General features: G+C 38.6%; 28 protein-coding genes and 1 pseudogene. 7 read left to right on the plus strand and 22 right to left on the minus strand.

Going from position 1 to position 24,354, the window contains the following annotated elements; translation table 11 throughout:
• Nucleotides 1–154 precede the first annotated feature (154 nt).
• Complete coding sequence (gene katA / locus LG307_RS13305; protein ID WP_404442697.1) at nucleotides 155–1,612, plus strand: catalase KatA; 1,458 nt, start codon at nucleotides 155–157, stop codon at nucleotides 1,610–1,612.
• A 269-nt stretch (nucleotides 1,613–1,881) separates the two neighbouring features.
• Here the strand turns inward: katA and LG307_RS13310 are convergent, their stop codons facing one another.
• The 6 genes from LG307_RS13310 to LG307_RS13335 form a co-directional block, all read right to left on the minus strand.
• Nucleotides 1,882–2,196 carry a hypothetical protein gene (locus LG307_RS13310; RefSeq protein ID WP_404442700.1) on the minus strand — a complete coding sequence of 105 codons (315 nt, stop codon included), beginning with the start codon at nucleotides 2,194–2,196 and terminating at the stop codon, nucleotides 1,882–1,884.
• Nucleotides 2,197–2,247: 51 nt separating this feature from the next.
• Nucleotides 2,248–3,033 (minus strand): hypothetical protein, encoded by a 786-nt coding sequence (locus tag LG307_RS13315; RefSeq protein ID WP_404442703.1) that lies wholly within the window; start codon nucleotides 3,031–3,033, stop codon nucleotides 2,248–2,250.
• A gap of 83 nt (nucleotides 3,034–3,116) precedes the next feature.
• Nucleotides 3,117–4,838 carry a WG repeat-containing protein gene (locus LG307_RS13320; RefSeq protein WP_404442706.1) on the minus strand — a complete coding sequence of 574 codons (1,722 nt, stop codon included), beginning with the start codon at nucleotides 4,836–4,838 and terminating at the stop codon, nucleotides 3,117–3,119.
• Nucleotides 4,839–4,945: 107 nt separating this feature from the next.
• Nucleotides 4,946–5,467: an NUDIX hydrolase gene (locus tag LG307_RS13325; RefSeq protein WP_404442709.1), complete on the minus strand. Its 522-nt coding sequence runs from the start codon at nucleotides 5,465–5,467 to the stop codon at nucleotides 4,946–4,948.
• Nucleotides 5,468–5,741: 274 nt separating this feature from the next.
• Nucleotides 5,742–6,296: a dihydrofolate reductase family protein gene (locus tag LG307_RS13330; protein WP_404442712.1), complete on the minus strand. Its 555-nt coding sequence runs from the start codon at nucleotides 6,294–6,296 to the stop codon at nucleotides 5,742–5,744.
• 74 nt (nucleotides 6,297–6,370) lie between these two features.
• Nucleotides 6,371–6,904 carry a hypothetical protein gene (locus LG307_RS13335; protein WP_404442715.1) on the minus strand — a complete coding sequence of 178 codons (534 nt, stop codon included), beginning with the start codon at nucleotides 6,902–6,904 and terminating at the stop codon, nucleotides 6,371–6,373.
• A gap of 181 nt (nucleotides 6,905–7,085) precedes the next feature.
• Between LG307_RS13335 and LG307_RS13340 the strand changes: the two genes are divergently transcribed.
• Nucleotides 7,086–7,388 (plus strand): hypothetical protein, encoded by a 303-nt coding sequence (locus LG307_RS13340; protein WP_404442717.1) that lies wholly within the window; start codon nucleotides 7,086–7,088, stop codon nucleotides 7,386–7,388.
• Nucleotides 7,389–7,431: 43 nt separating this feature from the next.
• On the opposite strand, the gene LG307_RS13345 is transcribed toward LG307_RS13340, so the two are convergent.
• Nucleotides 7,432–8,727: an MFS transporter gene (locus LG307_RS13345; RefSeq protein WP_404442719.1), complete on the minus strand. Its 1,296-nt coding sequence runs from the start codon at nucleotides 8,725–8,727 to the stop codon at nucleotides 7,432–7,434.
• A 137-nt stretch (nucleotides 8,728–8,864) separates the two neighbouring features.
• Here LG307_RS13345 and LG307_RS13350 point away from each other — a divergent pair, with 137 nt between their 5' ends.
• Nucleotides 8,865–9,575: a vanadium-dependent haloperoxidase gene (locus LG307_RS13350; protein WP_404442722.1), complete on the plus strand. Its 711-nt coding sequence runs from the start codon at nucleotides 8,865–8,867 to the stop codon at nucleotides 9,573–9,575.
• Nucleotides 9,576–9,593: 18 nt separating this feature from the next.
• Here LG307_RS13350 and LG307_RS13355 read toward each other — a convergent pair whose 3' ends face one another.
• Nucleotides 9,594–10,421 (minus strand): EcsC family protein, encoded by an 828-nt coding sequence (locus LG307_RS13355; RefSeq protein ID WP_404442725.1) that lies wholly within the window; start codon nucleotides 10,419–10,421, stop codon nucleotides 9,594–9,596.
• A 109-nt stretch (nucleotides 10,422–10,530) separates the two neighbouring features.
• Here LG307_RS13355 and LG307_RS13360 point away from each other — a divergent pair, with 109 nt between their 5' ends.
• On the plus strand, nucleotides 10,531–10,842 hold the full coding sequence (locus tag LG307_RS13360; protein WP_404442728.1) for a hypothetical protein: 312 nt from the start codon (nucleotides 10,531–10,533) through the stop codon (nucleotides 10,840–10,842).
• Nucleotides 10,843–11,214: 372 nt separating this feature from the next.
• Here the strand turns inward: LG307_RS13360 and LG307_RS13365 are convergent.
• The 10 genes and pseudogenes from LG307_RS13365 to LG307_RS13410 all read right to left on the minus strand — a co-directional run.
• A pseudogene (locus tag LG307_RS13365) lies at nucleotides 11,215–11,931 on the minus strand (alpha/beta fold hydrolase); the annotation flags it as partial.
• 11 nt (nucleotides 11,932–11,942) lie between these two features.
• On the minus strand, nucleotides 11,943–12,767 hold the full coding sequence (locus LG307_RS13370) for a DUF4037 domain-containing protein (RefSeq protein WP_404442731.1): 825 nt from the start codon (nucleotides 12,765–12,767) through the stop codon (nucleotides 11,943–11,945).
• A 42-nt stretch (nucleotides 12,768–12,809) separates the two neighbouring features.
• Nucleotides 12,810–13,247, minus strand: coding sequence for a pyridoxamine 5'-phosphate oxidase family protein (locus LG307_RS13375; protein ID WP_404442734.1), 438 nt, complete (start codon nucleotides 13,245–13,247; stop codon nucleotides 12,810–12,812).
• Between the two features lie 30 nt (nucleotides 13,248–13,277).
• On the minus strand, nucleotides 13,278–13,742 hold the full coding sequence (locus LG307_RS13380; RefSeq protein WP_404442737.1) for an NUDIX domain-containing protein: 465 nt from the start codon (nucleotides 13,740–13,742) through the stop codon (nucleotides 13,278–13,280).
• Nucleotides 13,743–13,761: 19 nt separating this feature from the next.
• On the minus strand, nucleotides 13,762–14,574 hold the full coding sequence (locus LG307_RS13385) for a protein phosphatase 2C domain-containing protein (RefSeq protein ID WP_404442740.1): 813 nt from the start codon (nucleotides 14,572–14,574) through the stop codon (nucleotides 13,762–13,764).
• Nucleotides 14,575–14,586: 12 nt separating this feature from the next.
• Entirely contained in the window at nucleotides 14,587–15,282 is a 696-nt protein-coding gene (locus LG307_RS13390; protein ID WP_404442742.1) for a Type 1 glutamine amidotransferase-like domain-containing protein, read from the minus strand.
• Nucleotides 15,283–15,504: 222 nt separating this feature from the next.
• The gene (locus tag LG307_RS13395; RefSeq protein WP_404442745.1) at nucleotides 15,505–15,984 is read right to left on the minus strand and encodes a hypothetical protein; all 480 of its coding nucleotides are present in this window, start codon (nucleotides 15,982–15,984) and stop codon (nucleotides 15,505–15,507) included.
• 430 nt (nucleotides 15,985–16,414) lie between these two features.
• Nucleotides 16,415–17,077 carry a CoA transferase subunit B gene (locus LG307_RS13400; protein ID WP_404442748.1) on the minus strand — a complete coding sequence of 221 codons (663 nt, stop codon included), beginning with the start codon at nucleotides 17,075–17,077 and terminating at the stop codon, nucleotides 16,415–16,417.
• A gap of 18 nt (nucleotides 17,078–17,095) precedes the next feature.
• Nucleotides 17,096–17,785: a CoA transferase subunit A gene (locus LG307_RS13405; RefSeq protein WP_404442750.1), complete on the minus strand. Its 690-nt coding sequence runs from the start codon at nucleotides 17,783–17,785 to the stop codon at nucleotides 17,096–17,098.
• A gap of 20 nt (nucleotides 17,786–17,805) precedes the next feature.
• Nucleotides 17,806–18,990, minus strand: coding sequence for an acetyl-CoA C-acetyltransferase (locus LG307_RS13410; protein ID WP_404442753.1), 1,185 nt, complete (start codon nucleotides 18,988–18,990; stop codon nucleotides 17,806–17,808).
• Between the two features lie 147 nt (nucleotides 18,991–19,137).
• Between LG307_RS13410 and LG307_RS13415 the strand changes: the two genes are divergently transcribed.
• Both LG307_RS13415 and LG307_RS13420 read left to right on the plus strand, forming a co-directional pair.
• Nucleotides 19,138–20,058, plus strand: a complete 921-nt coding sequence (locus LG307_RS13415; protein WP_404442756.1) for a hydroxymethylglutaryl-CoA lyase — start codon at nucleotides 19,138–19,140, stop codon at nucleotides 20,056–20,058.
• Between the two features lie 517 nt (nucleotides 20,059–20,575).
• Nucleotides 20,576–20,791 carry a hypothetical protein gene (locus LG307_RS13420; RefSeq protein WP_088018642.1) on the plus strand — a complete coding sequence of 72 codons (216 nt, stop codon included), beginning with the start codon at nucleotides 20,576–20,578 and terminating at the stop codon, nucleotides 20,789–20,791.
• Between the two features lie 460 nt (nucleotides 20,792–21,251).
• Here the strand turns inward: LG307_RS13420 and LG307_RS13425 are convergent, their stop codons facing one another.
• From LG307_RS13425 to LG307_RS13435, 3 genes are all read right to left on the minus strand, one after another.
• Nucleotides 21,252–21,812, minus strand: a complete 561-nt coding sequence (locus LG307_RS13425) for an aminoglycoside phosphotransferase family protein (protein WP_404442758.1) — start codon at nucleotides 21,810–21,812, stop codon at nucleotides 21,252–21,254.
• A complete protein-coding gene (locus tag LG307_RS13430) occupies nucleotides 21,796–22,161 on the minus strand; it encodes a hypothetical protein (protein WP_404442761.1) in 366 nt (121 codons plus the stop codon). Before LG307_RS13430 ends, LG307_RS13425 begins: the two co-directional genes overlap by 17 nt.
• A 225-nt stretch (nucleotides 22,162–22,386) precedes the next feature.
• Nucleotides 22,387–22,938 (minus strand): hypothetical protein, encoded by a 552-nt coding sequence (locus LG307_RS13435; RefSeq protein WP_404442763.1) that lies wholly within the window; start codon nucleotides 22,936–22,938, stop codon nucleotides 22,387–22,389.
• 159 nt (nucleotides 22,939–23,097) lie between these two features.
• On the opposite strand from LG307_RS13435, the gene LG307_RS13440 reads away from it, so the two are divergent.
• The gene (locus LG307_RS13440; RefSeq protein WP_404442766.1) at nucleotides 23,098–23,430 is read left to right on the plus strand and encodes a hypothetical protein; all 333 of its coding nucleotides are present in this window, start codon (nucleotides 23,098–23,100) and stop codon (nucleotides 23,428–23,430) included.
• Nucleotides 23,431–23,706: 276 nt separating this feature from the next.
• Here the strand turns inward: LG307_RS13440 and LG307_RS13445 are convergent, their stop codons facing one another.
• A complete protein-coding gene (locus LG307_RS13445) occupies nucleotides 23,707–24,078 on the minus strand; it encodes a VOC family protein (protein WP_404442769.1) in 372 nt (123 codons plus the stop codon).
• Nucleotides 24,079–24,354 lie beyond the last annotated feature (276 nt).

Consider the following 24,354-nt stretch of genomic DNA (forward strand, 5'->3'; position numbering starts at 1 on the left):
TTACGATTTAACCATAAACAATCATTTAAAATATATTCGTTTCTTTAAAATAAATATTATTACTTTATAATAATTATAAAAAAGTATTGATTTTCGTCTGATAACTGTTATCATTATTAATGTGATCTTACTTTTTTAATTGAGGTGAAGGATTTTGACAACAAATAATAAACTAACAACTAGCTGGGGGGCTCCTGTTGGAGATAACCAGAATTCCATGACTGCCGGTTCCAGGGGACCTACCCTTATACAAGATGTACATCTTCTAGAGAAACTCGCACATTTCAATAGAGAACGTGTACCTGAACGTGTTGTTCACGCAAAAGGTGCAGGTGCACACGGGTATTTTGAGGTTACGAACGATGTTACAAAATACACCAAGGCAAAATTCCTTTCTGAAGTAGGAAAACGCACGCCACTTTTTGTGCGATTTTCCACGGTAGCTGGTGAAAACGGCTCTGCGGATTCAGTTCGTGATCCACGTGGGTTTGCGGTTAAATTCTATACAGAAGACGGCAACTATGATCTTGTAGGAAACAATACGCCGGTGTTCTTCATCAGAGATGCCATCAAGTTTCCTGACTTTATTCATACACAAAAACGTCATCCTAAAACACATCTTAAAAATCCTAATGCCATTTGGGATTTCTGGTCACTTTCACCTGAATCACTTCATCAAGTGACCATCCTGATGTCTGATCGTGGTATTCCTGCTACTTATCGGCATATGCATGGGTTCGGTAGCCATACGTTCAAATGGGTAAATGCAAATGGTGATGGAGTTTGGATCAAGTATCATTTTAAAACAGAACAAGGCATAAAAAATCTGACTGAAGAGGTTGGAACGAAGATTGCAGGTGAAAACCCTGATTATCATACAGAGGATCTGTTTAATGCCATTGAAAAAGGAGATTATCCGGCATGGAAGCTTTATGTACAGATAATGCCGATGGAGGATGCTGATACTTACCAATTTGATCCATTTGATGTGACCAAGGTATGGTCTCAAAAAGATTATCCATTGATGGAAGTTGGACGGATGATTTTGAATCGAAATCCTGAGAATTATTTTGCAGAGGTAGAGCAGGCAACTTTCTCTCCAGGCACACTTGTCCCTGGAATTGATGTCTCTCCAGACAAAATGCTGCAGGGACGCCTTTTTGCCTACCATGACGCGCATCGCTACCGTGTTGGAGCGAACCACCAGGCTCTACCTATAAACCGAGCACGAAATGAAGTGCATAACTATCAACGGGATGGCCAAATGAGGTTTGATAACAATGGTGGAGATTCCGTCTATTATGAACCCAACAGCTTTAATGGTCCAACCGAAACTGTTGAAAATAAACCAGCTTCCTTTGCTGTTTCTGGAATGGCAGACAGTGTGTCTCATGATCATAATGATCACTACACACAAGCAGGAGATTTATATCGCCTGCTTAGTGAGGAAGAACGTTCCCGCTTGGTTAAAAATATTGTGGGGGCAATGATGCCTGTTGAAAATGAGGAAATCAAGATTCGCCAAATTGGTCATTTCTATAAAGCTGACCCGGAATACGGAAATCGCGTTGCAGAAGGACTTGGGTTACAAGTCCCACAAAAAGTACGCTAGTTATATAGTTTACTAACTTAATATTTCTCTTTTATTCTCACTTCTGTCAAGCAGGCACTGATTATTGTTGGTGCCTGCCTTAAATCTAGAACATGCGGAGGTTATCATAATGAACAAAAATATGTGCAAAATCTGTGAGAAGCCTGCAAAAAAATTGAAGCATACTATATTATGTGGGTGTGGAGTGAAGATACTTCTCAAATGAATGGCAGTATAACTCGATGTAAAAAGACCGGAAGAATGCAAAGATTCCCCCAGTCCCCTTCGTCTTAGCTCCCTACCTTCTCCAGATAGACGAATTTATTCTCTTTTGACATGGAAACAGAAGATAAAAGAATCCTCCATCCCTTCAAAGGACTTCCACATTTAAAGTGCATCGTGTGAGTTTCTTCAAGTTCCACTGTGTAGGTCCTACTTACACACCAGTCCACTTTAATTTGAAAAGTGTAGGTTCCAGGCTCCAGTTCTATCGTTTCTTTACCACCATTTGCAATTTCACCGATAATTTTTTCATTAGCTAGGATTTGATAGTTTCTCATTTTGTTTGCAAATTGATCATCCCGCTCGAAAACTACTTTAGCCATCTCTATTCCTCCTAATCCATCCCAAAAATTTCATACCAGAATTACTAAATTTTACAAACCTTTCCCATCTACTCTTATTTCTTTAGTGAGCTTTTCAGAATCTTCTTCTGAACTGGAAGAATATATATGATATTCCGCTCTCGGGATGGAGGTATGCCCCGATTCTAAATGAGCAACGAAATTCTCAAATTTTTCTCTCATCGTATCTTCCTTTGATGAAAAAACATTTACCGTTATCTTTGGGAGATAATTAGGAAGTTGAGACTGGTGTTTAGCCATTAATTTATCATAATGAACTGCATTGCGAAATTTTCCATCATTGTAATCCTCAATAAGCGAATAGATCAGACTTCCTTCTTGCGCACTTTCAGACTTTACGAGTACTTCCTCCAAATGCACCCCATCCATTTCATCTAACGCTTTTAGGTCTTTCTCATGATGTAGTAAATAAAGGTGGGTTAAGAGAAAATCTCCTAATTCTTCAATTCCCTCAATCTCCATTAAGCTAGGCTCTCTCTTTCCATCTTTATCAGCCTTAATACTGAAATCTGCACTTACCACAAAGGCAGGTACCCCAATAACTTTAACCGGAACCCTCAGCTCGTCCATATTTTTCACTAATGGAAACTTCTGATCAGGCCCAAATTCCATGTCATCGGTGTCGGCTTCTAATTCCAAGTCGTAAAAATCAATGCCATAGGCGGATACTTGTTCTTCAATTTGTTCTTTTATATCATCATTTTTCATAATGGCTCTACCTTCTTTAGAAAGGCAGCCGCTCAAAAGAGGAATCAAAATTGCTACAATGAATAAATTTAATACTGTTCTTACATTCATCACCTTTAACTCCTAACTAATTTTATGGACTTTATTCAAAAGAAAAGGCAGCTTAATAGCGAGCTACCTTTTTGCCTCTTACATTAATGGAAGGAACGCCAAAAAGCTCCTTTTTTATCAATTATACTGTTAATTTCCTTGAAAGGTATTTCAAAAGTCGGAAACCCTGCTGCATATGGTGCTATTTCATAAGGTGTAAAATAAAGAAACAAGGAATCACTCGACACGTAGAATGGCTGATCGGGTTGAATTCCTTTAAAAGAATCAGGGAAATAGTTATCAGGGTTTTTCTGAATTTGCTTTGCAACCAAATCACTTAACACTTTTACATAGTCACTGTTCGGTTTGAACAAATCTTTTAGCACATATATTTTACCAGTATCTATGTCTATCGGCACCATGAATTGTGTAGGCATGCCATGAGCTGCTCCAAACGGGTAGTTGTAGCCGTTTAGTTCTAAGATTAATAAGTTCTTTTTATAAAATTGCACAGAAAAATCACCTGTGTAATTATAATCCAACTGTTTATCAGGCGGGATGGGAACAATTTGAGATTGCGTGCGCAACACTTCGTTCACTTTTTTCTCTGCTTCTTTATTATTCAATCCTTGTAGCTGTGGATAATACACAAGGTAATCCTTGTTTGGCCGATATTTCTCCTCACGAATAGACACGTTCCGATTTACCGGGATGACCGAATTTTGAGCGTAGACTAGATTGCCACTCTTATCATAGTAAGACAATCTCTGATCTACGAAGGCTTTTACTAATTGCCCTTCAATGGACAGAGTCCCAATCCCATCTATAACAGGAAGATCTTTTGCCTGTCTGCCACTTTTATTGATAAAAAAGCTCTTAAGTCCTTGCGTAACCGAGCTGTATTCCCCTTTGTAATTGTTCACAGCATCATACTGAAAATCCGTGATAATTTGCCCGCTAACCGTATCAGCAATTGCATAAGTGGAGCCGACAACTGGTTCCTCCAGGTTAATGGCCCTTCCGATTGCTGCCCTGTTTCCACCAAGTTGGTTAATGTCGTTGTATCTTGGAGGAATGATATAATTTCCAGCCTTATCAATTAATCCGTATTTATTTTTATAGTCATTAGAAGCATTGACAACAGCCCTTCCCCCCTGAAAAGGTAAGGCCATACCGAATTGTGGTTTAATGACGACATTCCCTGCCTCATCCACATACCCAGCTTTATCCTGGTAAGTTCTCTTAAAAGAAATCAACCCTTCGCTCAACCCATTCATCTGTTCATATGGATAGGTTTGAAGCTGGGTCCCTGTTGAATTTAACAAAGCATACAAGCTACTTTTTACCTGAACAAGTGCTTTTCCCTCACTCATATCAAAGGCATACTGATATTGGGCAGGTATCGCTACATTTCCGTTAAGATCTAAGTATCCATAAAGTGTGGTTCCATCATTTTTGGTATCTTGGAAAACCGCACGGCCTCCTTGATAAGGACTGATGAATGAGTACGGTCTTTGCGTCAATACTTTCCCCTTCTCATTAATGACTACGGAACCACCTTCATTTAACATAGCAATGGCACGGCCCTCCGTAAAAGGGAAAATAGAGCTGTACATGGGGCGAACCACAAATTTACCGGTTTGTGTAATGACCCCTGCCCCACCCTTGCGAACAATCGCCAATCCATTTTGCTGGAATTCACCGGCATCTTTAAAGGTCGGCTTTAACACAAACTTCCCCTTTTCATCTATATATCCCCACTTTGTTCCTTCAACTGTTCTAACGGAAGCTGGAAACAAACGCGGTTTAATTATTCTTCCGAACATATATGTGGTCACCCCATTAGTTTTTGATATCTTATGGGGTTTTGCCACAATAGGTGAAGGCCTAGCTTGTATGCGAGAACGATTAAGGTTCTGTATGCAAGGAAAAGTCAGGTGATTTGTGATTTTTCCTTAGTAAACTGCATTATTTTATGTAAGACGTAGGTCTCCCTTTCAATCCAACCGTTATGTCCAGTAAGTTTTTGTGCACGCTCGTTTTGCCGTATGGCTTCTTCTATTAAAATCCATTTAGCGGTAAATCCAAGTTCAGTCTCATAAGCCTCCAACTGTTGGGCAACCGTTTCTCCTGTGCACTCACACAAGTAATAATGGGAGTTCATTTCAAATATAATACCTTGGTTGAAAAGGTCTTCTCTTCTCTCCACAAACACGCCAAATTTCTCTCCAACAAATGTATCCACATAACCCGTTTCTTCTAACACTTCTCGGATAAGGGCTTGTTTATGGGTTTCTCCAGATTCGACACCACCGCCAGGAAATTTGAGATCACCTTTATTGGTGTGAAGCATCAATATTTTGCCGTCGCGGATAACTATAGCCCTGACTGCTTCCCTTTCTTTTATATGGTTGTTTTCTACTTTTTCTATTCCTATAAATTTATTAAAATACATATTTAACACCTTTCTTTAATAGGTCTATAAACTTTTTGATATCCATTAACTCCCAATAACCACCATATAATACTTATTATCTCCCACAGAATTGCAACAGTCTATGCAAAATTGTAGAAGGTTTGTGGTTAACGGTAGAAGTTCGTTTGGGAAATGTCGAAAGAGGTCCGGGAAATGTAGAAGTAAGCACTTAAACGGTCGAAGCGGACACAATCATGGTCGAAGCTCCTATTTTCCCCACCAAATATAAAAAACAGGTGCACTCTCAATAGAGTCACACCTGCTTATCTTCCCCTCTTACCACTTTATATCGATTTTGAACAAGTCCTGAAGGAAACGAATTGCTCTCAACAAGCTCAAGCTTATTTTCTCGTTCTGTTCCTTTAAATAATCTCACGCCGTTCCCTATCAAAATGGGTATGGTGGAGATGACATACTCGTCAATCAGATCTCGCCTGACAAATTCTTTAATCACTTCTGCTCCTCCATCAACAAATATATGCTTTCCACTATTTGAACTAATGGTATTAATTAACTCTCTTACATCGCCAGAATAGTATTCAACATTATCATCTGAACCATTTTTAGAATTGGAGAGCACATAGGTTTTTCTTTCTTTGTGGGGAAATTCCATGCCAAAAGACAATACTTTCTCATAAGTTCTACGACCCATGATTACCGTGTCTATATTTTCAACAAACTCCCCATAACCATAATCTTCACCAGGAGCATCCACAATGGAAAGCCAGCTGATATCATCGTCTTTTTTTGCTATATATCCGTCCACACTTTGTGCAATGTATACAATTACTTTTCTATCATGTTTCATTCTTTCACTCCTTAGGCTAGCATTTACTTATAGTAGCATCCTAAATTGGTACAATCAAACACCCGCATATTCATTTATCCGCTTTTCTTAAAACTCCCTTTTTCTATTAGGGAACCCTTGACTCTATATACAGAGGAGACAAATTTGATTCGTTCTGACCTCATGATATCTATTGGTGTTACATCTCCTGTGACCAAGTCCTCTACTATATCTATTCCTATATGCTGAAATGCTTTGTCAATTATTTCGGAGCAGATGTAACGATCTTGTTCATGAATAATGATGTTCCACCGGAAATAACGTTTCACACATAGTGAAACAAGCCGCCACCAATCATACCCTTTAGAGGTGGTGACCTTTTTATGGATGAAATGGAGCAACTCTTTTTGTTGCTCAACCGTCAAGTTCTCTTTCAATCTATATAAATCATATTCTTTATATGGATTCTTCATAATTTCCATTTTGCGGTATAGATCCACTTCACATATATGCTCTTCATCCACTGCTATGGTCACATGGGTATATTCAGATTTCAGAAAAAAACGGATAAAAGGGCTGAAATTACAATTTCCTTTTACAAAAATTAAATCTCCGACTACCATTTTCATCGTACCACCTCATTAACTATTAAATCAGGTAAAATATCCCTATATGTATCCACCTCATTATATAACAATATTCATGACTTTTTTACTAATTTCTCAATATATTTCTTTAAAAAGAACGAGTTGGTTCTAAAGGTGAATTAGATTATAATGAGAGTACTAGAATTAAAGGAGTACATATCTAATGGAGAAAAAGGAATTAGAACAAGCAATCATACAAAACTACCAAAAAGAAGAAAATATGATGATATTGGTATTTGCTCAATGGTGTATTAATCATGACCTCGATCCATTTACGCTTTATACAAAAGCATACCCTGATCAGGCTAATAACCCCGCACTTGCTCAAGCATTGGAATTGACAGTGTCTAAAGAAGAAGCCGGGGATATCTCAAACGATACGGTACTAGGGGTATTAGCTATGTTTGGTAATGATGACTTGGCTTTTGTTGTGTCAGAGGAAATAGAGAAAGCAAAGAAAAAATAGGATTCTTAACTAAAAAGAACGGCGTAAGCAGAAAACAGACTGCTTACGCCGTTCTTTTATTTTTCTCGTGGTTCACACTTGTTGTTCCTCTGCTAGCCCATATGATTAAGGGCAATAGAAGAAGGGATAAAAGGCCACCGCCCAAGGAAAGGGTGGCGTAACTTGATTGGGCTACAATCATTCCAGACATAATTCCTCCAGATGCCCCAGATAATGCCACCAGTACATCCATGGAACCTTGGACTTTTGCACGAGTGGAAGGCGTCGTAGCATCTACGATTGTAGCAGTGCCGCTTATCAATCCGAAGTTCCAGCCCAAACCGAGTAGTGCCAAAGCCAAAATTAAAACATATAAATTGTCACCAGGTGCAGTCGCTGCCACGATCCCGGCAAGTAGCAACGTTACGCCTGCCGCTGAAGCCATAGCTGTTCGACCATACTTATCGACCAGAACACCGGTAATTAATGAGGGCAGATACATAGCGCCAATATGAATTCCTATTACAAGACCTATTGCATCCAGCCCATGTCCATGGTGCCCCATATGAATGGGTGTCATCGTCATGATGGCAACCATCACCATCTGAGTCAACACCATTACAGATCCACCGATGATAATTCCCCTGTTATCTTTTGTATGAGTGGTATTTAGTGTTTTCTCAGAATCTATCTTTTTCTCATCTTCCAAAGCTTTAGAAACAAGTAAAGGATCTGGTCTCATGAAAATAAACAGTATAAATCCGGCCAAAATAAACGCTGCCGCTCCTAATATAAATGGTCCCGCTAATGACGGAACACCTATTGATACTGCAAAATCTCCCATCACACCGACTAGATTAGGACCCGCGACAGCCCCAAAAGTAGTCGAAACTAGCGCAATACTTATGGCTTTACCTCGTTGTTTAGCAGATGCCAAATCTGTTCCGGCATATCTCGCTTGAAGATTGGAAGCCGTCCCAGCCCCGTAAAATAGCAAGGAAAAAAACAACAACCACACACTATTGTTGACAGCAGCTATCACCACACCAAGAGCGCTAATTCCTCCGGTTAAGAATCCTCCCGCCAAGCCAATCCTGCGACCAAACTTTTGCGATACACGCCCAATCAAGTATGCTGCACCAGCTGAACCTAGTGTCAATAAGGCGACGGGTATACCGGAATATGCATCTGTACCTAGCATATCTTGAGCGAGCAATGCCCCTACCGTAATACCTGCAGCAAGACCTGCTCCACCAAATATTTGTGATAGAACAACAATAATAAGTGTTCGTCGATATATCTGATCTAATTTTTCAGGGGAAGCAATTATCTCTTCCGAAGTTGTTTTATGATCATGCATTATATTCTCCCCTTTTATTCAGAACCAACTTTTCTTTTTATTTTAGCACGCTTCCATCAAAAGGCTTACTGTTTTTAACATATATTTGATTAACCCATCATAAAGAAATTTAGAAGAATATTTAAGGGGTTGAACCTATGCGAACAGAGTACAGAAGATGGTCCCAATATCCCTATCAAGGAGAACGAATTCCCCCTATCGGAAATCCTAACGCTGCATCTTGGCCAATGTTTTTCATCAGGCGAGAGGGGGGCAATAAATTCCTAGATCCTTTCGGAAAGGAAATCACTTGGCAAATAAAAGATCCTTTATCTATAGATTGGAACAGTGAACTACAAATTGTAGAACAGACGATGAGTGTACTAACTCCACAACAGATACAAAGTGCTCAATACTGGGCAACTGGTGAAATAGTGGAAAGGTTTTCAACTATGCTATATGATCTCGCTGAGCAATATCCAATGGGATCCTCAAACATTGCCCGCATGCAAGGATTTTTCCATTCCACCATGAATGACGTTTTTGTAATTTGCTGGGATTTAAAGTATTTATGGGATGTTGCCCGTCCCAATCAATATGGGAGAAATATTAGAAAAATCATGGACACACCTCGTTTTCCAGCTTATCCTTCTGCACATGCATGCTTAGCGGGTGCTGCTCAAGAAATAATGATGTATTATTTCCCGCAAGAACAAGCAAGAGTCAAGGCTACTATGGATGCTGCTGCACAGTCCCGCTTGTATGCAGGCGTGCATTTTAAGGTAGACAATGATGAAGGGTTAAGGCTTGGTCGGCAAATAGGCAAGATGGTCGTAGATGTTCTAAAGGCCCAAAATGTGAAGCAGTAATATTAAATTACAAAAGACTTACACGCCTTTAATTTCCTCGGTATGACGGTCTATGCGTTCCATTCTTTCCATGATTCTTCTTTTCTGATACAGCATCGTACCTGTTTCCGTTAGGTCGCCTACCATGGCCCGATTGGCGAATGCGCCAAAAAGAATCCCTGCGACCGGTACCAATTGAAAAAGCTTCTTCCAACCAAAAGACTCTGTGAATGTCACCGTTACTTCTCTCCAACCTTGGAGTTGAGAGAATACCTCTTTCGATTTCATTTCTTTGTTCGAAAAATCAGCTAGTTCATTCAATATTGCCTGCTTTCCAACAATATCTGCCGATGTGAACTGCAAGCATTTCAAGATAAATATCCTCTCCGTTTTTTCTTTCGGATCATACCCATGTAAAATGGCTATTTCCTGTAACGTCTTTAAAGATATAGCCAATATGGCAGGAATATCTATTACTAAAGTGAAGATTCCCCCAATACCAGTGCTTGCTCCTTGGATGGTAGCTGCGTTCTTTCGGGTCTTTCCCAATGCGAGAGAAGCATCTTTCATTTCAACCACAGGCACCTCTTGGAAATCTTCTAGATCTGTAATCATCCTGCCTGTTTTTTTCTCAAAATAATGGAACACACTCTTCTCGTTGGAAAGATAGTTCCCTCCGTTTTGGATAAAGCTCCCCAATTCATCAAGTAGGGTCCCTACCTTCTCTTGAATAAATCGTGGTGTCAATCTATCAAGCAATTTAAAAGGAATACGTCCTATCCTCTCCCAAAACCATAGCCCCTTCTGATCTTTCTCCCATTTTTCTATTAATTTCAGTTCATTTTGCAATGTTTCTTTTGGTTCCATCCGCGTCTTTCTCCTTTGGATTTATAAGGCTGGTATTTCTTTTGTTTTTTGAAACTTTTCCTTTTCATTATACGTAAAAACATTATCATACCTATTCAAGGAGGCAACGATGAAAAAAGAATTATCGATGAAAAGTTTATTAAACATCATAGGCCTCTTTATTTTTCTAGGCATGATTATCATGGCCGTTACTAACCCATTAACCATAGATCCAAACTTAGGAATCTATCAAACTGATAAGGCTGTTATTAAAGGAAAAGAGCTATACAACTTTGCAATCTTTTTACTAATATCTAGCATCATTTATTTTCTTCTTGTTCAATTATACTTTTCAACTCCAATAGGACGAAAGGTATTTTTCATTATTCTCACAATCTTAGCCATTGCTGCACCAATGGTTGCTATGTACCTTGAAAGGTGATTACGTTATAGCCTTCAACATATTTTCTTTTAATGTTAGATATTGTTTTAAGTTTGTATCTTGGAAAGCTTCTGCTCTGTTGGAAGGAATATCCGTGTAAGATATCTCGTTCTCAAATTGAGAGACTGTAAAATCATAGCGAACTCCATTTACCATGTTATAAAAATGCCATCCTTCTTGCAGTAGGGTCTTTACTATTACTCCACCTAAAAAATCATGTACTACTAGTGAAGTAACTCCACATTGCCCTTCGGCAGGATTCTCTGTACTCCACTTGGAACTTGTACCACTAGACCAAGATATAGAAAAAGCATCTATTAAAGTATCTTTGTCGATATTTTCTTGTTCATTTGCGTAATCAATAGCCGGCAGTGATTTTATCAATCTTTCAATTGTGTTTATTACTAGCTGAGGTTCATCGTTTTGGATATAGTGAGCACTATTTTCAGCAATGATAAATTGGCCATTTGTCGTGAAACTTAGAATCTCCTCCTGCATCTTATTACATAAAAGTTGGGATTCTCTAGAGTAATGTGCTTTTTTTCCTGCTGACAATACAATTGTAGGGGTATCCGAAACTCTATTACTTAAATGAAGCTGGTCCAAACTTTCCTTGAACTCATCGAAGTCTCCTTCAAGAGTAAACTGTTTATTGTATGCCTCTTTGAATTCATCAGACATGGAAGGTAGAAACCTTTCAGGATATTCTTCGGGAGTAGAGTCTATCAAAACTAACCCAGCTACCTCCTGAGGGTACATATTATTAAATAAACGCATGTTTACTCCACCGTAAGAATGACCAATGAGAATATAGGGTGCCGAGACATTCTTACTCTTTAAGAGTTCTCTTAATTCCTCTACCATAAATAGGCTGGTCCTCGGATTAGAGCTTCTTTCGCTTTTCCCAAGTCCAGCTCTATCATAAAGAATGACCTGAGTTAATTTTGAGATAGTAGGATAGATGGATTCCCATGCTTTGGAATAGTCTCCATACCCAGCGTCCATGATGACAGTTGGAAATTGACTTAATTCCCCATATAATTTACATTCCAAGTGAATATCGTTTAAATTTAATTTACTATCATTCATTCCGATTCTCCCTACTTTACATAGTTGATATCTTGCTTTTGTTTCTCAATATTTATTTCAGGCTTATATAATTCCACCATTTTAAATACCTCGTCTACTAATTGTTCTAAGGTTGCAAGACTTTCACTCGGATTCCCTAGTAAAATATTACTCATTCTTGGTAGAAAGTCATCGGGTTTAATTTGCATTTCCTCTATTTTATGCATCATCCACTTGTATGCTGGATGATGAACATACATGGAATTCAATCCAAACAAAACCCCCATTAGTTTCCTTTGCACATCACATAACACACTGTAAAACATCAGCCAATCCTTTCGTTCTAGAAGAGTATGGCGGTTATTCCACCTGGCTCCAAGATCAAGATTGTTTAAAATCATCTTGCCTGCGAGTTCACTTGGATATTTACCCACATTTTTTTTAAACACATTGATTACACTTTGACCATACAAACCTACCCCTTTTTGAATCGAAGCAATTAGACACTGTTTATCAAAACTAACGTCAGATTTCACCACTACATCTTCTATGTGAGATTGTATGGTTGAAGTCAGAAAACTACTAATCTCCAATTTAACCCCGTCATGTGTTACATATGACTCTGACCATTCTTCGTCTTCATAAGGATGATAGGTTAAAATATTCCCTTCTACAGATCGAATTGGACCTTTTCTATCTTCATCGGTAGGAGCTTCCTTCCAAATAATATGGAATTCAATGTCTGAAAACTCATCCTCCCAACCCATTGCAACGGATCCGGCTAGGAGGATGGCATCTACCTTTGTATTCTCTTTGTATACGGCTGCCATCTCTATGGCTTTTTGTTTCAAGTCCAAAGTTTTACCCCAATCAGTTTTTTCCTATTTTATTTTTCATTCCTAAATTTGATATGACTGATCCCTAATCACTACAGTCTTAGGTTGAAATTTAATTAACACATTAGACGAATCTAGGTTTTGAAACCTCTGATCCCATTTAGTTTCATCTTTCCCAAGGTATTTCGAAATGATTTTATATGCGATAACTGAATTAAAAGGCTCTACAATACCATTTCCACGGAATCCTGCATGGTGCACTTTACCAGTAGAAAAATCAAAGTCTACTATCCCAATTGCACACTTTGAGTTATTCTGAATTCTTTTTGGAAAGGTGTCTTTGGCAGTTCCAATTATCCATAATTCATTTTCCTCCCAATGAAACCAAACAGGAGAATCTTTAGGGACATCCCCCTCAACGGTTGCCAAATGAGCAAACAAAGGTTTTCCTAGTAATGCTTCAAGGTCAAAGCTTCTCTTTTTATCTCGGATAATTTGCAAACCTACCCACTCCTATTTATCTTTTACGTACTACTCCAAGTGATGCTCTTCTATAATTTCAACGCTTCGTTTATTCGCTACATAAGCAAGAATGTGTTCCTTAATATTTGGATATAGAATCACTTTATCCAATTCGGTTAAAGGAACCCATATGACTCCTGTCTGATTAGGATCTGGGTTAACAGGTAGCGTCGGGGCATTCCCTTCTTTAATACTGCAATCAAATATTAATGCCAATGAATGCGTGTCTCCATACTTATTGTTGTTTAAGTGAGGGGCATATTCATAAACAAACGCCAATGGGCCAACTTCCACATTAATGGACGCTTCTTCTTTCGCTTCTCTTTTTACCGCTTCCTTTACCGTTTCGCCTAGCTCTGTACCTCCAGCAGGCAAATTATAATGCAATCCATTTTCATCATTAAATTCAATTAATAAAATTGAGGCGTCCTGTATGATCAAAGCACCAGCTCTTACTCTAATATGAAATGACATCCATCTAGTACCTACCTTTTTATTTTAAATCACTCGGAATGGTTGCCTCTTGATTGTTATGTACAATCCAAGAAACCATTGTTGTACTATCCTTAACGTTTTTTGACTGAATATCCTCCAATAGTTTCCGGACTCCTATCTCACAAGTCTCGACACCCTGGAACATATGATAGATCTCTTTTGATTCACTATATGAAGTATGAGGACATTCCACTAATCCATCTGTTGTCATGAATATATGGTTATTGCCAGTACGCAATTCCTTCACACCAGTGCTATAACAAGGAACGTCCTTGTTGAATGTACTTTCATTACCGACCCATTCATAAAAGCTGCGGTGGTTCTGTTGGAATTCGCCTAACTTAACAAGTTCAGGGTGATGTATAAGCAATAGACAGTCCCCTACTGAAAACCACCATAAATACTTCCCTTTGCGCAATGCAAATAAACAAGCTGTCTCCCCCTGAACATTCTCACACTCCTGTATGAAAATCTCGCTTTGAAAGATATCCAATATCAAGGCATTCAGACTTGTAAATAAACGTTTGACTGGCAATGTAAAAATGTCCAAAAACCTTTGTTCATTCTTTTCCATTGTTGAAATAACCAATTCAGCACTCTCCGCTGTAAAATGGGCATCTAGTAAAATCACAAACTCCCAATCTTCTTTAACATCACACCAGATTAAACAACCATCTTCATTTTTGTATTGTCCTGCGGTGGAATTCCCACCAAAACGACCGAGAATGACCTCTTCTCCAATTTTCGTTACACTGATTTCGTCCACAAAATGTTTCTTGCTTCCTACCCAACTTAGTTTGTGTACCACCATTGCATCCCTCTCTTAACTCCCTAAATACTTTGTTGGAAGCTCTTCTTCAATAAGTTTTTTCTCGAAATAAACTTTGTATGCTTTTGCACTTGGCCTTGAACTAACGATATGTTCGAGTTTATTGTTCACGTAATGAAGGGCAACACCATCATCGGTTGCAATACCTGGGATAATTTTATTACTTGCCACCAATTCTTGATAAGACGGTCTTCTTTTTACTTCACCATCATAATGAGGACAATTGCTACCTTCCAGGAAACCTAAGCACTGAATAGGTTCTAATACATCCCCAAAGGAATCAGTAACACCTTCTTGAAACCAACAAATGGACCCTGCACTAATGCCGGCCAGTAAAACTCCTTGGTCATATGCCTTTCTGAGAATGCCGTCTAGCCTCCATTCTCTCCACAGTATTAATAGATTTCGAGTGTTGCCACCTCCCACATATATGATATCTTTTTCTAATAAAAATGTTTCAAAGTCTCTCGTAGGAGGGTTAAAAAGAGAAAGATGGGAAGGTTCACACTCCTGCTTCTCAAAAAACTGATAAAACCTAGCAATATAATTATCCGCATCACCGCTTGCAGTGGGAATAAAGCATATTTTGGGTGTGGACTTACCTGATTGTTTAAGGATATAACGATCTAACAATGGGTTCTCAGGTTCCATTGAAAAGCCTCCTCCACCGAGGGCAATCAATTGTTTCATATCCATTCTCTCCTTTATAAGTGTAACGAGTTATTTATGGTATATTGTACCATATAGCGAAACTCAATAATTTCGAATTATCTCATTATAGAGAAATATACACAAAAAACACCGAAACTAAATCCGGTGTTCTAACTCATTTAATGAAATTTTGTGCTAATGAAGATATTATGCTAGAGGTGTAATTTTTAGGGGGTCTTAAGAAGCTTTTTGATGGTTATCTTACACTTCTGTGTTTTTCTCTAATCTATTCACCCTAAATTCCAATTTGGCGTTCTTTTCAATTAGAAGATCAGTATCAAATTTAAATGAATCAAGTCTTTCGTTTGTGGCGTTAAGACGTAAATCAATCATTTTTATATCACGACTGTATTCAACTCTATATTGTTTGAACTCAGTTTTTAACGTGTTTACATCACTTTTTAATGTACTAACATCACTTTTTAATGTACTAACATCACTCTTTAATGTACTAACATCGCTCTTTAATGTACTAACATCACTCTTTAATGTACTAACATCGCTCTTTAATGTACTAACATCGCTCTTTAATGTACTAACATCGCTCTTTAATGTACTAACATCACTCTTTAATGTACTAACATCGCTCTTTAATGTACTAACATCGCTCTTTAACTCTCTTATGTCTACCTTCATTTCATTGATTCCTTGCAGGATTTGTTTCAAGAGTTCATTTTCCACTTTAGCTCACCTCCCTTTTTGTAATTATAGCATGTCTACAAGATATCATGTACAATTTATCATCATTTTATAGGCAAAAAGACCCATTCGGAACTTTAAGAATAATACAAGATCAAATTAACATAGTGTTTTATAAGGAGATATTCCTTCCTAATCTTTTGCCAAGGTTCAATCAAGGGGCTGATTGCATTGTACAAGAATAAACATAAACAATTAATCCTATTTTTAGGTATTTTTTTATTGCTATTTCTTGTTGTTAATATTGTTCGTCATGTACGAATTTATGTTGTTTATAGTTCTGGTGTAGGTCCATTCTTTATAGGTGGTCTAATATTTTTGGCCATAGTAGTTCTTTATGTTAGAAGATAGAGATATTAATTCAAGAAAAAACAGGAAGGATTCGTGCTCCCTCCTGTTTATGTTATAAATTTTAAAATGCCTCAAGTTTCACATGCTCATCCACAATCAGCGTCGGCTCCGTAGAGTTTTGGATATCCTCCACCGTAAAGCCGCTTGCAACTTCGATAAGCTTTAAGCCTTGTTCTGTAACATCCAATACAGCACGATCTGTGATGATTCTGTCCACCACACCTTTCCCGGTTAATGGCAATGTGCACTCTTTCAAGATTTTTGCTTCCCCTGCCTTATTGACGTGATCCATAATGACGATGATACGCTCGGCACCGTGCACAAGGTCCATTGCGCCTCCCATGCCTTTGATCATTTTGCCTGGAATCATCCAATTGGCAAGGTCACCGTTTTCGCTCACTTCCATGCCGCCTAAGATTGCAATGTTTACGTGACCGCCACGAATCATCGCGAATGATTCCGCACTGTCAAAGTAAGCAGCTCCAGGAATTGCTGTAACCGTTTCTTTTCCGGCATTAATCAAGTCTGCATCCACATTTTCTTTAGTCGGGTATGGGCCGATCCCTAACAGGCCATTTTCTGATTGAAGAACTACCTGTTTGTTATCGGATATGTAATTCGCCACAAGAGTGGGCATACCGATTCCAAGGTTTACATAGTAGCCGTCCTCAATTTCTTTCTCAGCTCTTTTGGCAATTTTTTCACGGTTATTAATAGTTGTCATCGTTTGTTCCCCTCCTTGCTAGTCTCTTGTGGTAACACGTTCGATTTTCTTTTCTTGCTGTCCTACGATTAGTCGTTGAACATAGATGCTTGGAGTTTGAATCAGGTTTGGATCCAAGTCACCGATTTCTACAAGCTCTTCCACTTCCGCAATAGTAACCTTCCCTGCTGCAGCAATCATCGGGTTAAAGTTACGAGCCGTTTTATTGTAAACGAGGTTCCCCATTTTATCAGCTTTGGTAGCCCTAACTAGACTAAAATCAGCGCTATATGCTTCTTCAAGCAAGTACTCTTTTCCGTTGAATTCACGGACTTCTTTGCCTTCTGCAATTGGCGTTCCTACTCCCGCTGGTGTGTAGAATGCAGGGATCCCCGCTCCGCCTGCTCTAATTTTCTCCGCAAGTGTACCTTGTGGTGTTAACTCTACTTCTAGCTCGCCAGACAAAACTTGACGTTCAAATTCTTTGTTTTCCCCTACATAAGAACCGATCATTTTCTTGATCTGTTTGTTTTTCAATAAGAGTCCAAGGCCCCATTCATCAACGCCGCAGTTATTGGAGATTACCGTTAAATCTTTCACCCCTGTTTCCACAAGTGCAAGAATTAAGTTTTCCGGTATGCCGCATAACCCAAATCCGCCGACCATGATGGTTGCCCCATCATGAATGTCATTTACCGCTTCTGTAAAGGATGTATAAATTGGTTTCATCTTAAGTTGCACCTCTCTCTTTATATGTTTTCTACTATTGTAGCGACACCTTGTCCGCCGCCGATACATAGTGTTGCAAGTCCTTTTTTCGCTTCTCGGCGTTTCATTTCATGGATAAGAGTTACCAAGATTCTAGTTCCACTTGCACCAATAGGGTGACCTAACGCAATTGCACCGCCATTAACATTCAACTTTTCTGGATCAAACTGCAATTCTTTTCCGACAGCAAGTGCTTGAGCTGCAAAAGCTTCATTTGCTTCCACCAGGTCCATTTCTTCCATGGACTGGCCGCCTTTTTCCATCGCTTTTTTCACGGCAGTAACAGGACCAATCCCCATGATGCTTGGGTCTACTCCACTGCTTGCATTTGCCACAATTTTGACAAGTGGTTTGATTCCAAGCTCTTCCGCTTTTTCCTTGCTCATTACCACGACAGCCGCAGCTCCGTCATTTATCCCTGATGCGTTACCAGCCGTAACAGAACCATCCTTTTTAAATGCAGGACGCAATCCGCCAAGCTTTTCTGCTGTGGTTCCTTTTCTAGGATATTCGTCTGTATCTATCGTCAGAATTTCTTTTTTCTTTTTCACTTCTACAGGTACAATCTCGTCTTTGAACTTGCCGTCTTCGATTGCTTGGACTGCTTTCTGTTGGCTGTTTGCAGCAAATTCATCTTGTTCTTCACGTGTTAATTCATATTTCGTGCAGAGATTTTCCGCTGTCACTCCCATATGATAATCGTTAAATGCGCAAGTCAATCCATCCGCCACCATGGTGTCTATTAATTTTTGATCACCCATTTTGAACCCGTCACGTGCACCTTTTAACAAATATGGAGCTTGGGACATATTTTCCATTCCACCGGCTACGACAATATCTGCATCTCCAGTAAGAATTGCTTGAGTTGCAAGGTGAACTGCTTTTAACCCTGATCCACACACTTTATTAATTGTCATAGAAGACACTTCTTGAGGAAGGCCTGCTGCCATTGCCGCTTGTCTTGCAGGATTCTGCCCAAGTCCCGCCTGAAGAACATTTCCCATGATTACTTCATCTACACTATCTGGTGCAAGCCCTGCTTTTGCGAGCGCTTCTTTAATTACAACTGATCCTAACTGTGGAGCGGAAACATCTTTAAATACCCCACCAAAACTTCCAATCGCTGTTCTGACAGCGCTTACAATAACTACTTCTTTATTCGACATAATTTCCTCTCCTCTCGATTGATTAATTTCGAGATTCATGTCGAAATTCCTTCTTTTTTTATAAAATTTCTATTATTCTTGCTTTTAGCCCCCTCTATTCCATAAAATTAAAGATGGGAGAAATTATTCGTAAAGGGGGAAACAACCATGAAATTGCCATCTAAAGCTACTATAATCGAAGTCGGTCCACGTGATGGATTACAAAATTTGAAGACATTTGTACCAACGGATGCGAAAATTGATTTTATCAAAGAATTGAAGAAAGCAGGAATTCCGGAGATGGAGCTAACCTCCTTCGTCTCTCCAAGATGGGTACCACAAATGTCAGATGCCGCTACTATCATTGAAAGTTGCAATGATAGTGAAACTAGAAATTTTGTGTTGGTACCAAACCTAAAAGGCATTGAGAGATTAAGAGGTACCTCATGTAAAAATGCCGCTGTGTTTGTAGGGGTAAGCAATACATTTAACAAGAAAAATATAAATAAAACTACTGAGGAAAGCTTAGTGGAACTGGAACCTTTAATATACGAGTTACAAGAACAGGGGTACTTTGTCCGTGCATGTATTTCCACTTCGTTTTATTGTCCATATGAAGGGAAAGTAGCAATGGAGGATGTCGTTTCATTGTGTAAGCGCTTTGTTGCTTTTGGAGTGGATGAGTTGAGTGTTGCAGATACAATTGGAATGGCGAATCCAAAGGAATCTTTTCAGCTTTTCTCTGTTTTGAAAAAGGAACTAGGAGACGTCCTGATAACCGCACATTTTCACAATACGCGTGGTATGGCTTTGGCTAATATTTTTGCCGCACTTCAAGCAGGAGTGGACAGATTTGATACATCTGCTGGAGGCCTTGGAGGTTGTCCATTCGCACCCGGCGCTTCTGGAAATGTTGCAACAGAAGATGTTGTCTATATGCTTGAACAGATGGGCATTGATACAGGGATCAACTTGAAGCGCGTCGTAAGAGCATTGGAGAATCTCCTGCCTCATTTAGATAAACAATATGAAAGTCAATATTACAAACTCGTACAAGCCAATGGAACAGCTGTGCCTCCCGGTGTATAAATTTTCGTTTCCTTACTCACATTAATTAGGGAGAATAAGGAAGGGAGAGACTGAAATGTCCAAGCATAATAATCATAAAGGTCCCAGCCAAAAGGGCCAGCCTAACGCTGAGAGCGTGAAGCAAGTTGTTTCTGCTGAAGAAGTGGAACGCGCGAGCCATCCGACAAAGCGTCAGAACTCGGAGCAATAATCATTTGTTATTTTTGATGGAAACTGCAGCGGGATTTTTGCTTGCAGTTTCTTTTTTTAGATTTTTATTATGTATGAATACAGGTGATTGAATTTTAATAGGAACATTGTCCTCATTGAACTCCTATGAATCCCGATAACTCGCAATTCCTGCCAACATTGTCCTCATTGTTGTGAACCCCTCCCTACAAAATTAAAATATTCATTTAAATTCTATTTACCATACTTCCATATGAGGTCTAAATCAATGCATACAAACATATTTTGTAAAAAGTGTTATAAGAGCGAACTCCTATAACCTATTCTAAATGAAACAGGTGAGATCCCTATGTATTTCGTTTATTTTATGGAAAATAAGAATGTTGTATTAAGTCAGTACCGGAAAGAGTTTCCGAATGTGGATGAGGAATTAAGGATAAAGGGAAGAAAAGGGAAAGTCTTAAGTGTGACTCATGTTGATGACCGTCACATTAATGTTCATGTGGCCTTAGAGAAAGTAGTGAAAAAAGGATTTGTGGACTTATCGAAAAAGAAGAAAAAATAAATTCAAAGTAGGGAGGTTCTCAATGGAAGAACCTCTTTTTCTATATGACCGAATTACTTCTCAAACATAGTGAACTGTCTATTAGAAGCGTTCTATTCGACCGTAGCCCCCCTCAAATATGGTGAACTGTCTATTAGAAGCGTTCTATTCAACCGAAGCACCTCTCAAACATGGTAAACTGTCTATTAGAAGCGTTCTATTCGACCGTAGCCCCCCTCAAATATGGTGAACTGTCTATTAGAAGCGTTCTATTCAACAGAAGCACCTCTCAAACATGGTAAACTGTCTAATAGAAGCGTTCTATTCGACCGAAACACCTTCCGACCATGGTGAATTGTCTAATAGAAGCGTTCTATTCAAACGAAGCCTCAACCAAACCTAGCGTTCTGTCCAATAGATGCGCCCTATACAACCGAAGCACGACCTGATCCTAATACTCTGTCTAATAGAACCTCTCTCTCTACCTCATCTCCCTATACCAGCGAGGAATAATCTTCTTGAAATCATCATGGTCTCTCATAACATCCATCGCATACCCGGACAATAGATCATATTGCTCGTCTCCCATCTTCTTTCCCCATACGAATGAGGAGACTACATGCATCGCACTATAAAGAGCAAATAGCTGCCAAAACTCCTCACTAATTTTCTCTCCCTCATTATATCCATCGAGGGCACCAATAGAAAAAGGAATACTTACCTTTATCCCAAAAAAGCCGAGTTTTTGTAAGTCATGTATGGGGTCTCCCCAGTCCATCCTCTGAAAATCAATAAACCCATTGAATTCCCTTCCCTCTACAATAAGGTTGCAAGGATGAAAATCATCATGCTGGAATCTGTTAGGGCGGCCATCCATCAAGTACTCATTTGATTTTATATAGCTTATAAGTTTACTAATAACCTCTGTGTCTACATCTTCTAGTAGCTTTAATTCTTCTATGTATCTATCACTTTTTCTTTTTTTATGTATATTCCATAGTTCGATGCCTTCAGGAGCAGGATATTCATGTAATTTTTTCAATTCCATCCCCGCTTGAAACCCAAATATGATACTGTTCCATTTCTGTCAAACTACTTAGCGCCTCTTCCCCATCCTTCCCTGGCAGATAGTTCAATACCATATAAGCCAATCCTAAGGTTTCCTTTACACCAAATTCGATGGCTTTAGGCACAAAATCCGAGAGTAACGATAACCTAACAATTGTTTCAAATTCTTTCCTTCTATGAATTGCATCTTCTAAAGGAAAAAGACGGATAAGGTACTTATCATCAATTACGAACTTCTGGTCAGTGGAAAACTCCTTGATAAGCTGCTGTACATTGTTGGCTTCTCTCAAGAACGGAATTTCTTGTTCGATAACTTTAACCAATTAGACACATCCCCTTTATTAACGGTTGGACAGTATATTATCCCTTATAACTTTGAATCGGTCCACTTTTTCATGTTATGATTGAGCGAAAGTTCTGAACTTAAAACCGGTTAAATGAGGTGATAAACATTGGCTGCTCTACTTACATTAATAGGTGACATTTTTGCTGCAATCGCTACTTCCCTTACACGCAACAAGAAAACGAAGGAGAAAGAACAATTCCCCTTATTCCTTCTCCCACTCTAAATCACGTTCCAACTCTTTGATTGTCTTTAGATGATCCTTTTCACTATCTATCTTATAAATATCATCAATATACTCTTCTCCTATTCTAATCTGGATGTGGCCAGTTTCAATCTTATTATCCTTTGAATTAGATACCAAAATATTCAGCATATACTCCGCTCCACCTGGTTCCATGTTGAGTTCCTTTTTTAACTCCAGGCCTGACAAGTCATTCAATATTTTCCGAATCGTCTCTTCTTCTTCAATCAAAATCCTTTTCTTGAATGAATATGAACTCCTCTCAAATTCTAACTTCCTAATTTCCAAGTGCCTTATCTCACTATCCTCTTGTACTTCTTCAAGCACCACTGCATCTGATGTAGTGGAAATCATTTGGTCATACAAATAGTACCCTCCAACGAGAATAACCAAAGCAATAGATAGTGGTCCGAAACGACTTTTGCGAAGTAGGAGCATAAACGCACCTACAAGTAATATTCCAAACAAAACTAAGCTTATAAGAAACTTTAAGGTAAGAACACTTTCAACCATCCAAACTCCCCTTTTTTTTATTTTCTATTAATCTATAACAAATTTAACATAATATAACATATTTCTTGTTGATTTCTAAGCAATTTTAACCTGACATTGCCAATAACATTATATGAGAGTAAAATTAATCTAATTAACCTAACAAGGAAAGTGATTTAGATGAAAAAACGCCTTTACACAATTATAGCTCTCTTATTTCTCTCTTTTCCTTGTTTGGCTTATGGAGAAGTGGCACATTCTTTTCCACTATCCAGTGATACCATATCAGCCCATAATGATATGCAAATTGAACCGGCCGTTCAGACTCCTAGTACAAATGGTTGGCAAAAAAAGAAGAAGGATGTTACGTGTGAATACACACATTTTATATCAATAGATATTCATCATTTTCCATATAAACATTCAATCAGTGAAGATATCTTAGCAAACCCCCACCTATTCCTTACTCCTTACTTTTATCAAGGTGGTTTTCTCTCCTTTGCAGTGATTTAGATACACATTGGATACTAAATCACAGAAAAGAGGAAAGATGTTGAATCAGAAAACTGAATTTCAAAAATCAATGGAAACTTATGCGCTCTTAATTGCTATCACAGGTTTGTTTCTTACGTCGATTGTAATCTCATCTATGGTAACTGACCAAAATATATTTTCAATGTTCCCAAGATTTTCTTGGGATATGGTAAATAGCTGGGACGAAATTTTTAATCGATAAAATAACAAAGTCGACTTGTTGTGGGATACCCTCCCTTTACAAGTCGACTTTTTTTATCTATGTTGATCCATTAAGATAGGATTTCCATCTGGATCTTCTATTGTAAAGCTTGCAGGTCCCTTAGTTGATTCATCTGCTTCTGTTAGGATGTTAATCCCTTTTTCCCTAAGGCTTTGTTGAAGGACTCTTACATCTGTGAAGTCCTCTAAACTCTCTGCATTTTGATTCCACCCTGGATTAAAAGTCAGTATATTTTTCTCAAACATCCCTTGGAAAAGCCCAATCACACAACTTTCATTCTTCATAATCAACCAATTTTGGCTGATTTCCCCTCCTAATACTTCAAAGCCTAGACACTCATAGAATTCCTTTGATTTATGGATATCTTTAACCGTTAAACTGACTGAAAATGCGCCTAGTTTCATCGTTCCTCCCCCTGGATAGGAATACCCTAGCCGTTTAAATTTTCTCCACTCTATTATATCAACAATACGGATAGAGAAAGTAGAGAATTTTCATTCAATTTATTTTATAATAGTCTATAGGGGGAGATATAGATGAATTTTACATATGAAGAAGTACCTATTGATAGATTAGAAATTTGCAAAGAAATATGTAATGAGTTAATGGTAATCAAGTAGAGAATTATTTTATCTTTGTTGCAAATGGGAATGAGCAGGCACTTGAGTTTTATAAGCGAA

The organism is Sutcliffiella horikoshii (assembly GCF_044809035.1).
GTDB classification, from domain to species: Bacteria; Bacillota; Bacilli; order Bacillales; family Bacillaceae_I; genus Sutcliffiella_A; species Sutcliffiella_A horikoshii_G.

Coding starts and splice junctions, on each gene's coding strand:
- LG307_RS13335 (WP_404442715.1), bottom strand. CDS start 6,904: ATGAAAATGGTAGTCGGAGATTTAATTTTTGTAAAAGGAAATTGTAAT.
- LG307_RS13420 (WP_088018642.1), top strand. CDS start 20,576: ATGTATTTCGTTTATTTTATGGAAAATAAGAATGTTGTATTAAGTCAG.
- LG307_RS13390 (WP_404442742.1), bottom strand. CDS start 15,282: ATGAAACAATTGATTGCCCTCGGTGGAGGAGGCTTTTCAATGGAACCT.
- LG307_RS13355 (WP_404442725.1), bottom strand. CDS start 10,421: ATGGAACCAAAAGAAACATTGCAAAATGAACTGAAATTAATAGAAAAA.
- LG307_RS13380 (WP_404442737.1), bottom strand. CDS start 13,742: ATGTCATTTCATATTAGAGTAAGAGCTGGTGCTTTGATCATACAGGAC.
- LG307_RS13360 (WP_404442728.1), top strand. CDS start 10,531: ATGAAAAAAGAATTATCGATGAAAAGTTTATTAAACATCATAGGCCTC.
- LG307_RS13340 (WP_404442717.1), top strand. CDS start 7,086: ATGGAGAAAAAGGAATTAGAACAAGCAATCATACAAAACTACCAAAAA.
- LG307_RS13315 (WP_404442703.1), bottom strand. CDS start 3,033: ATGAATGTAAGAACAGTATTAAATTTATTCATTGTAGCAATTTTGATT.
- LG307_RS13445 (WP_404442769.1), bottom strand. CDS start 24,078: ATGAAACTAGGCGCATTTTCAGTCAGTTTAACGGTTAAAGATATCCAT.
- LG307_RS13410 (WP_404442753.1), bottom strand. CDS start 18,990: ATGTCGAATAAAGAAGTAGTTATTGTAAGCGCTGTCAGAACAGCGATT.
- LG307_RS13400 (WP_404442748.1), bottom strand. CDS start 17,077: ATGACAACTATTAATAACCGTGAAAAAATTGCCAAAAGAGCTGAGAAA.
- LG307_RS13435 (WP_404442763.1), bottom strand. CDS start 22,938: ATGGTTGAAAGTGTTCTTACCTTAAAGTTTCTTATAAGCTTAGTTTTG.
- LG307_RS13330 (WP_404442712.1), bottom strand. CDS start 6,296: ATGAAACATGATAGAAAAGTAATTGTATACATTGCACAAAGTGTGGAC.
- LG307_RS13415 (WP_404442756.1), top strand. CDS start 19,138: ATGAAATTGCCATCTAAAGCTACTATAATCGAAGTCGGTCCACGTGAT.
- LG307_RS13440 (WP_404442766.1), top strand. CDS start 23,098: ATGAAAAAACGCCTTTACACAATTATAGCTCTCTTATTTCTCTCTTTT.
- LG307_RS13325 (WP_404442709.1), bottom strand. CDS start 5,467: ATGTATTTTAATAAATTTATAGGAATAGAAAAAGTAGAAAACAACCAT.
- LG307_RS13385 (WP_404442740.1), bottom strand. CDS start 14,574: ATGGTGGTACACAAACTAAGTTGGGTAGGAAGCAAGAAACATTTTGTG.
- LG307_RS13320 (WP_404442706.1), bottom strand. CDS start 4,838: ATGTTCGGAAGAATAATTAAACCGCGTTTGTTTCCAGCTTCCGTTAGA.
- LG307_RS13310 (WP_404442700.1), bottom strand. CDS start 2,196: ATGGCTAAAGTAGTTTTCGAGCGGGATGATCAATTTGCAAACAAAATG.
- LG307_RS13345 (WP_404442719.1), bottom strand. CDS start 8,727: ATGCATGATCATAAAACAACTTCGGAAGAGATAATTGCTTCCCCTGAA.
- LG307_RS13405 (WP_404442750.1), bottom strand. CDS start 17,785: ATGAAACCAATTTATACATCCTTTACAGAAGCGGTAAATGACATTCAT.
- LG307_RS13350 (WP_404442722.1), top strand. CDS start 8,865: ATGCGAACAGAGTACAGAAGATGGTCCCAATATCCCTATCAAGGAGAA.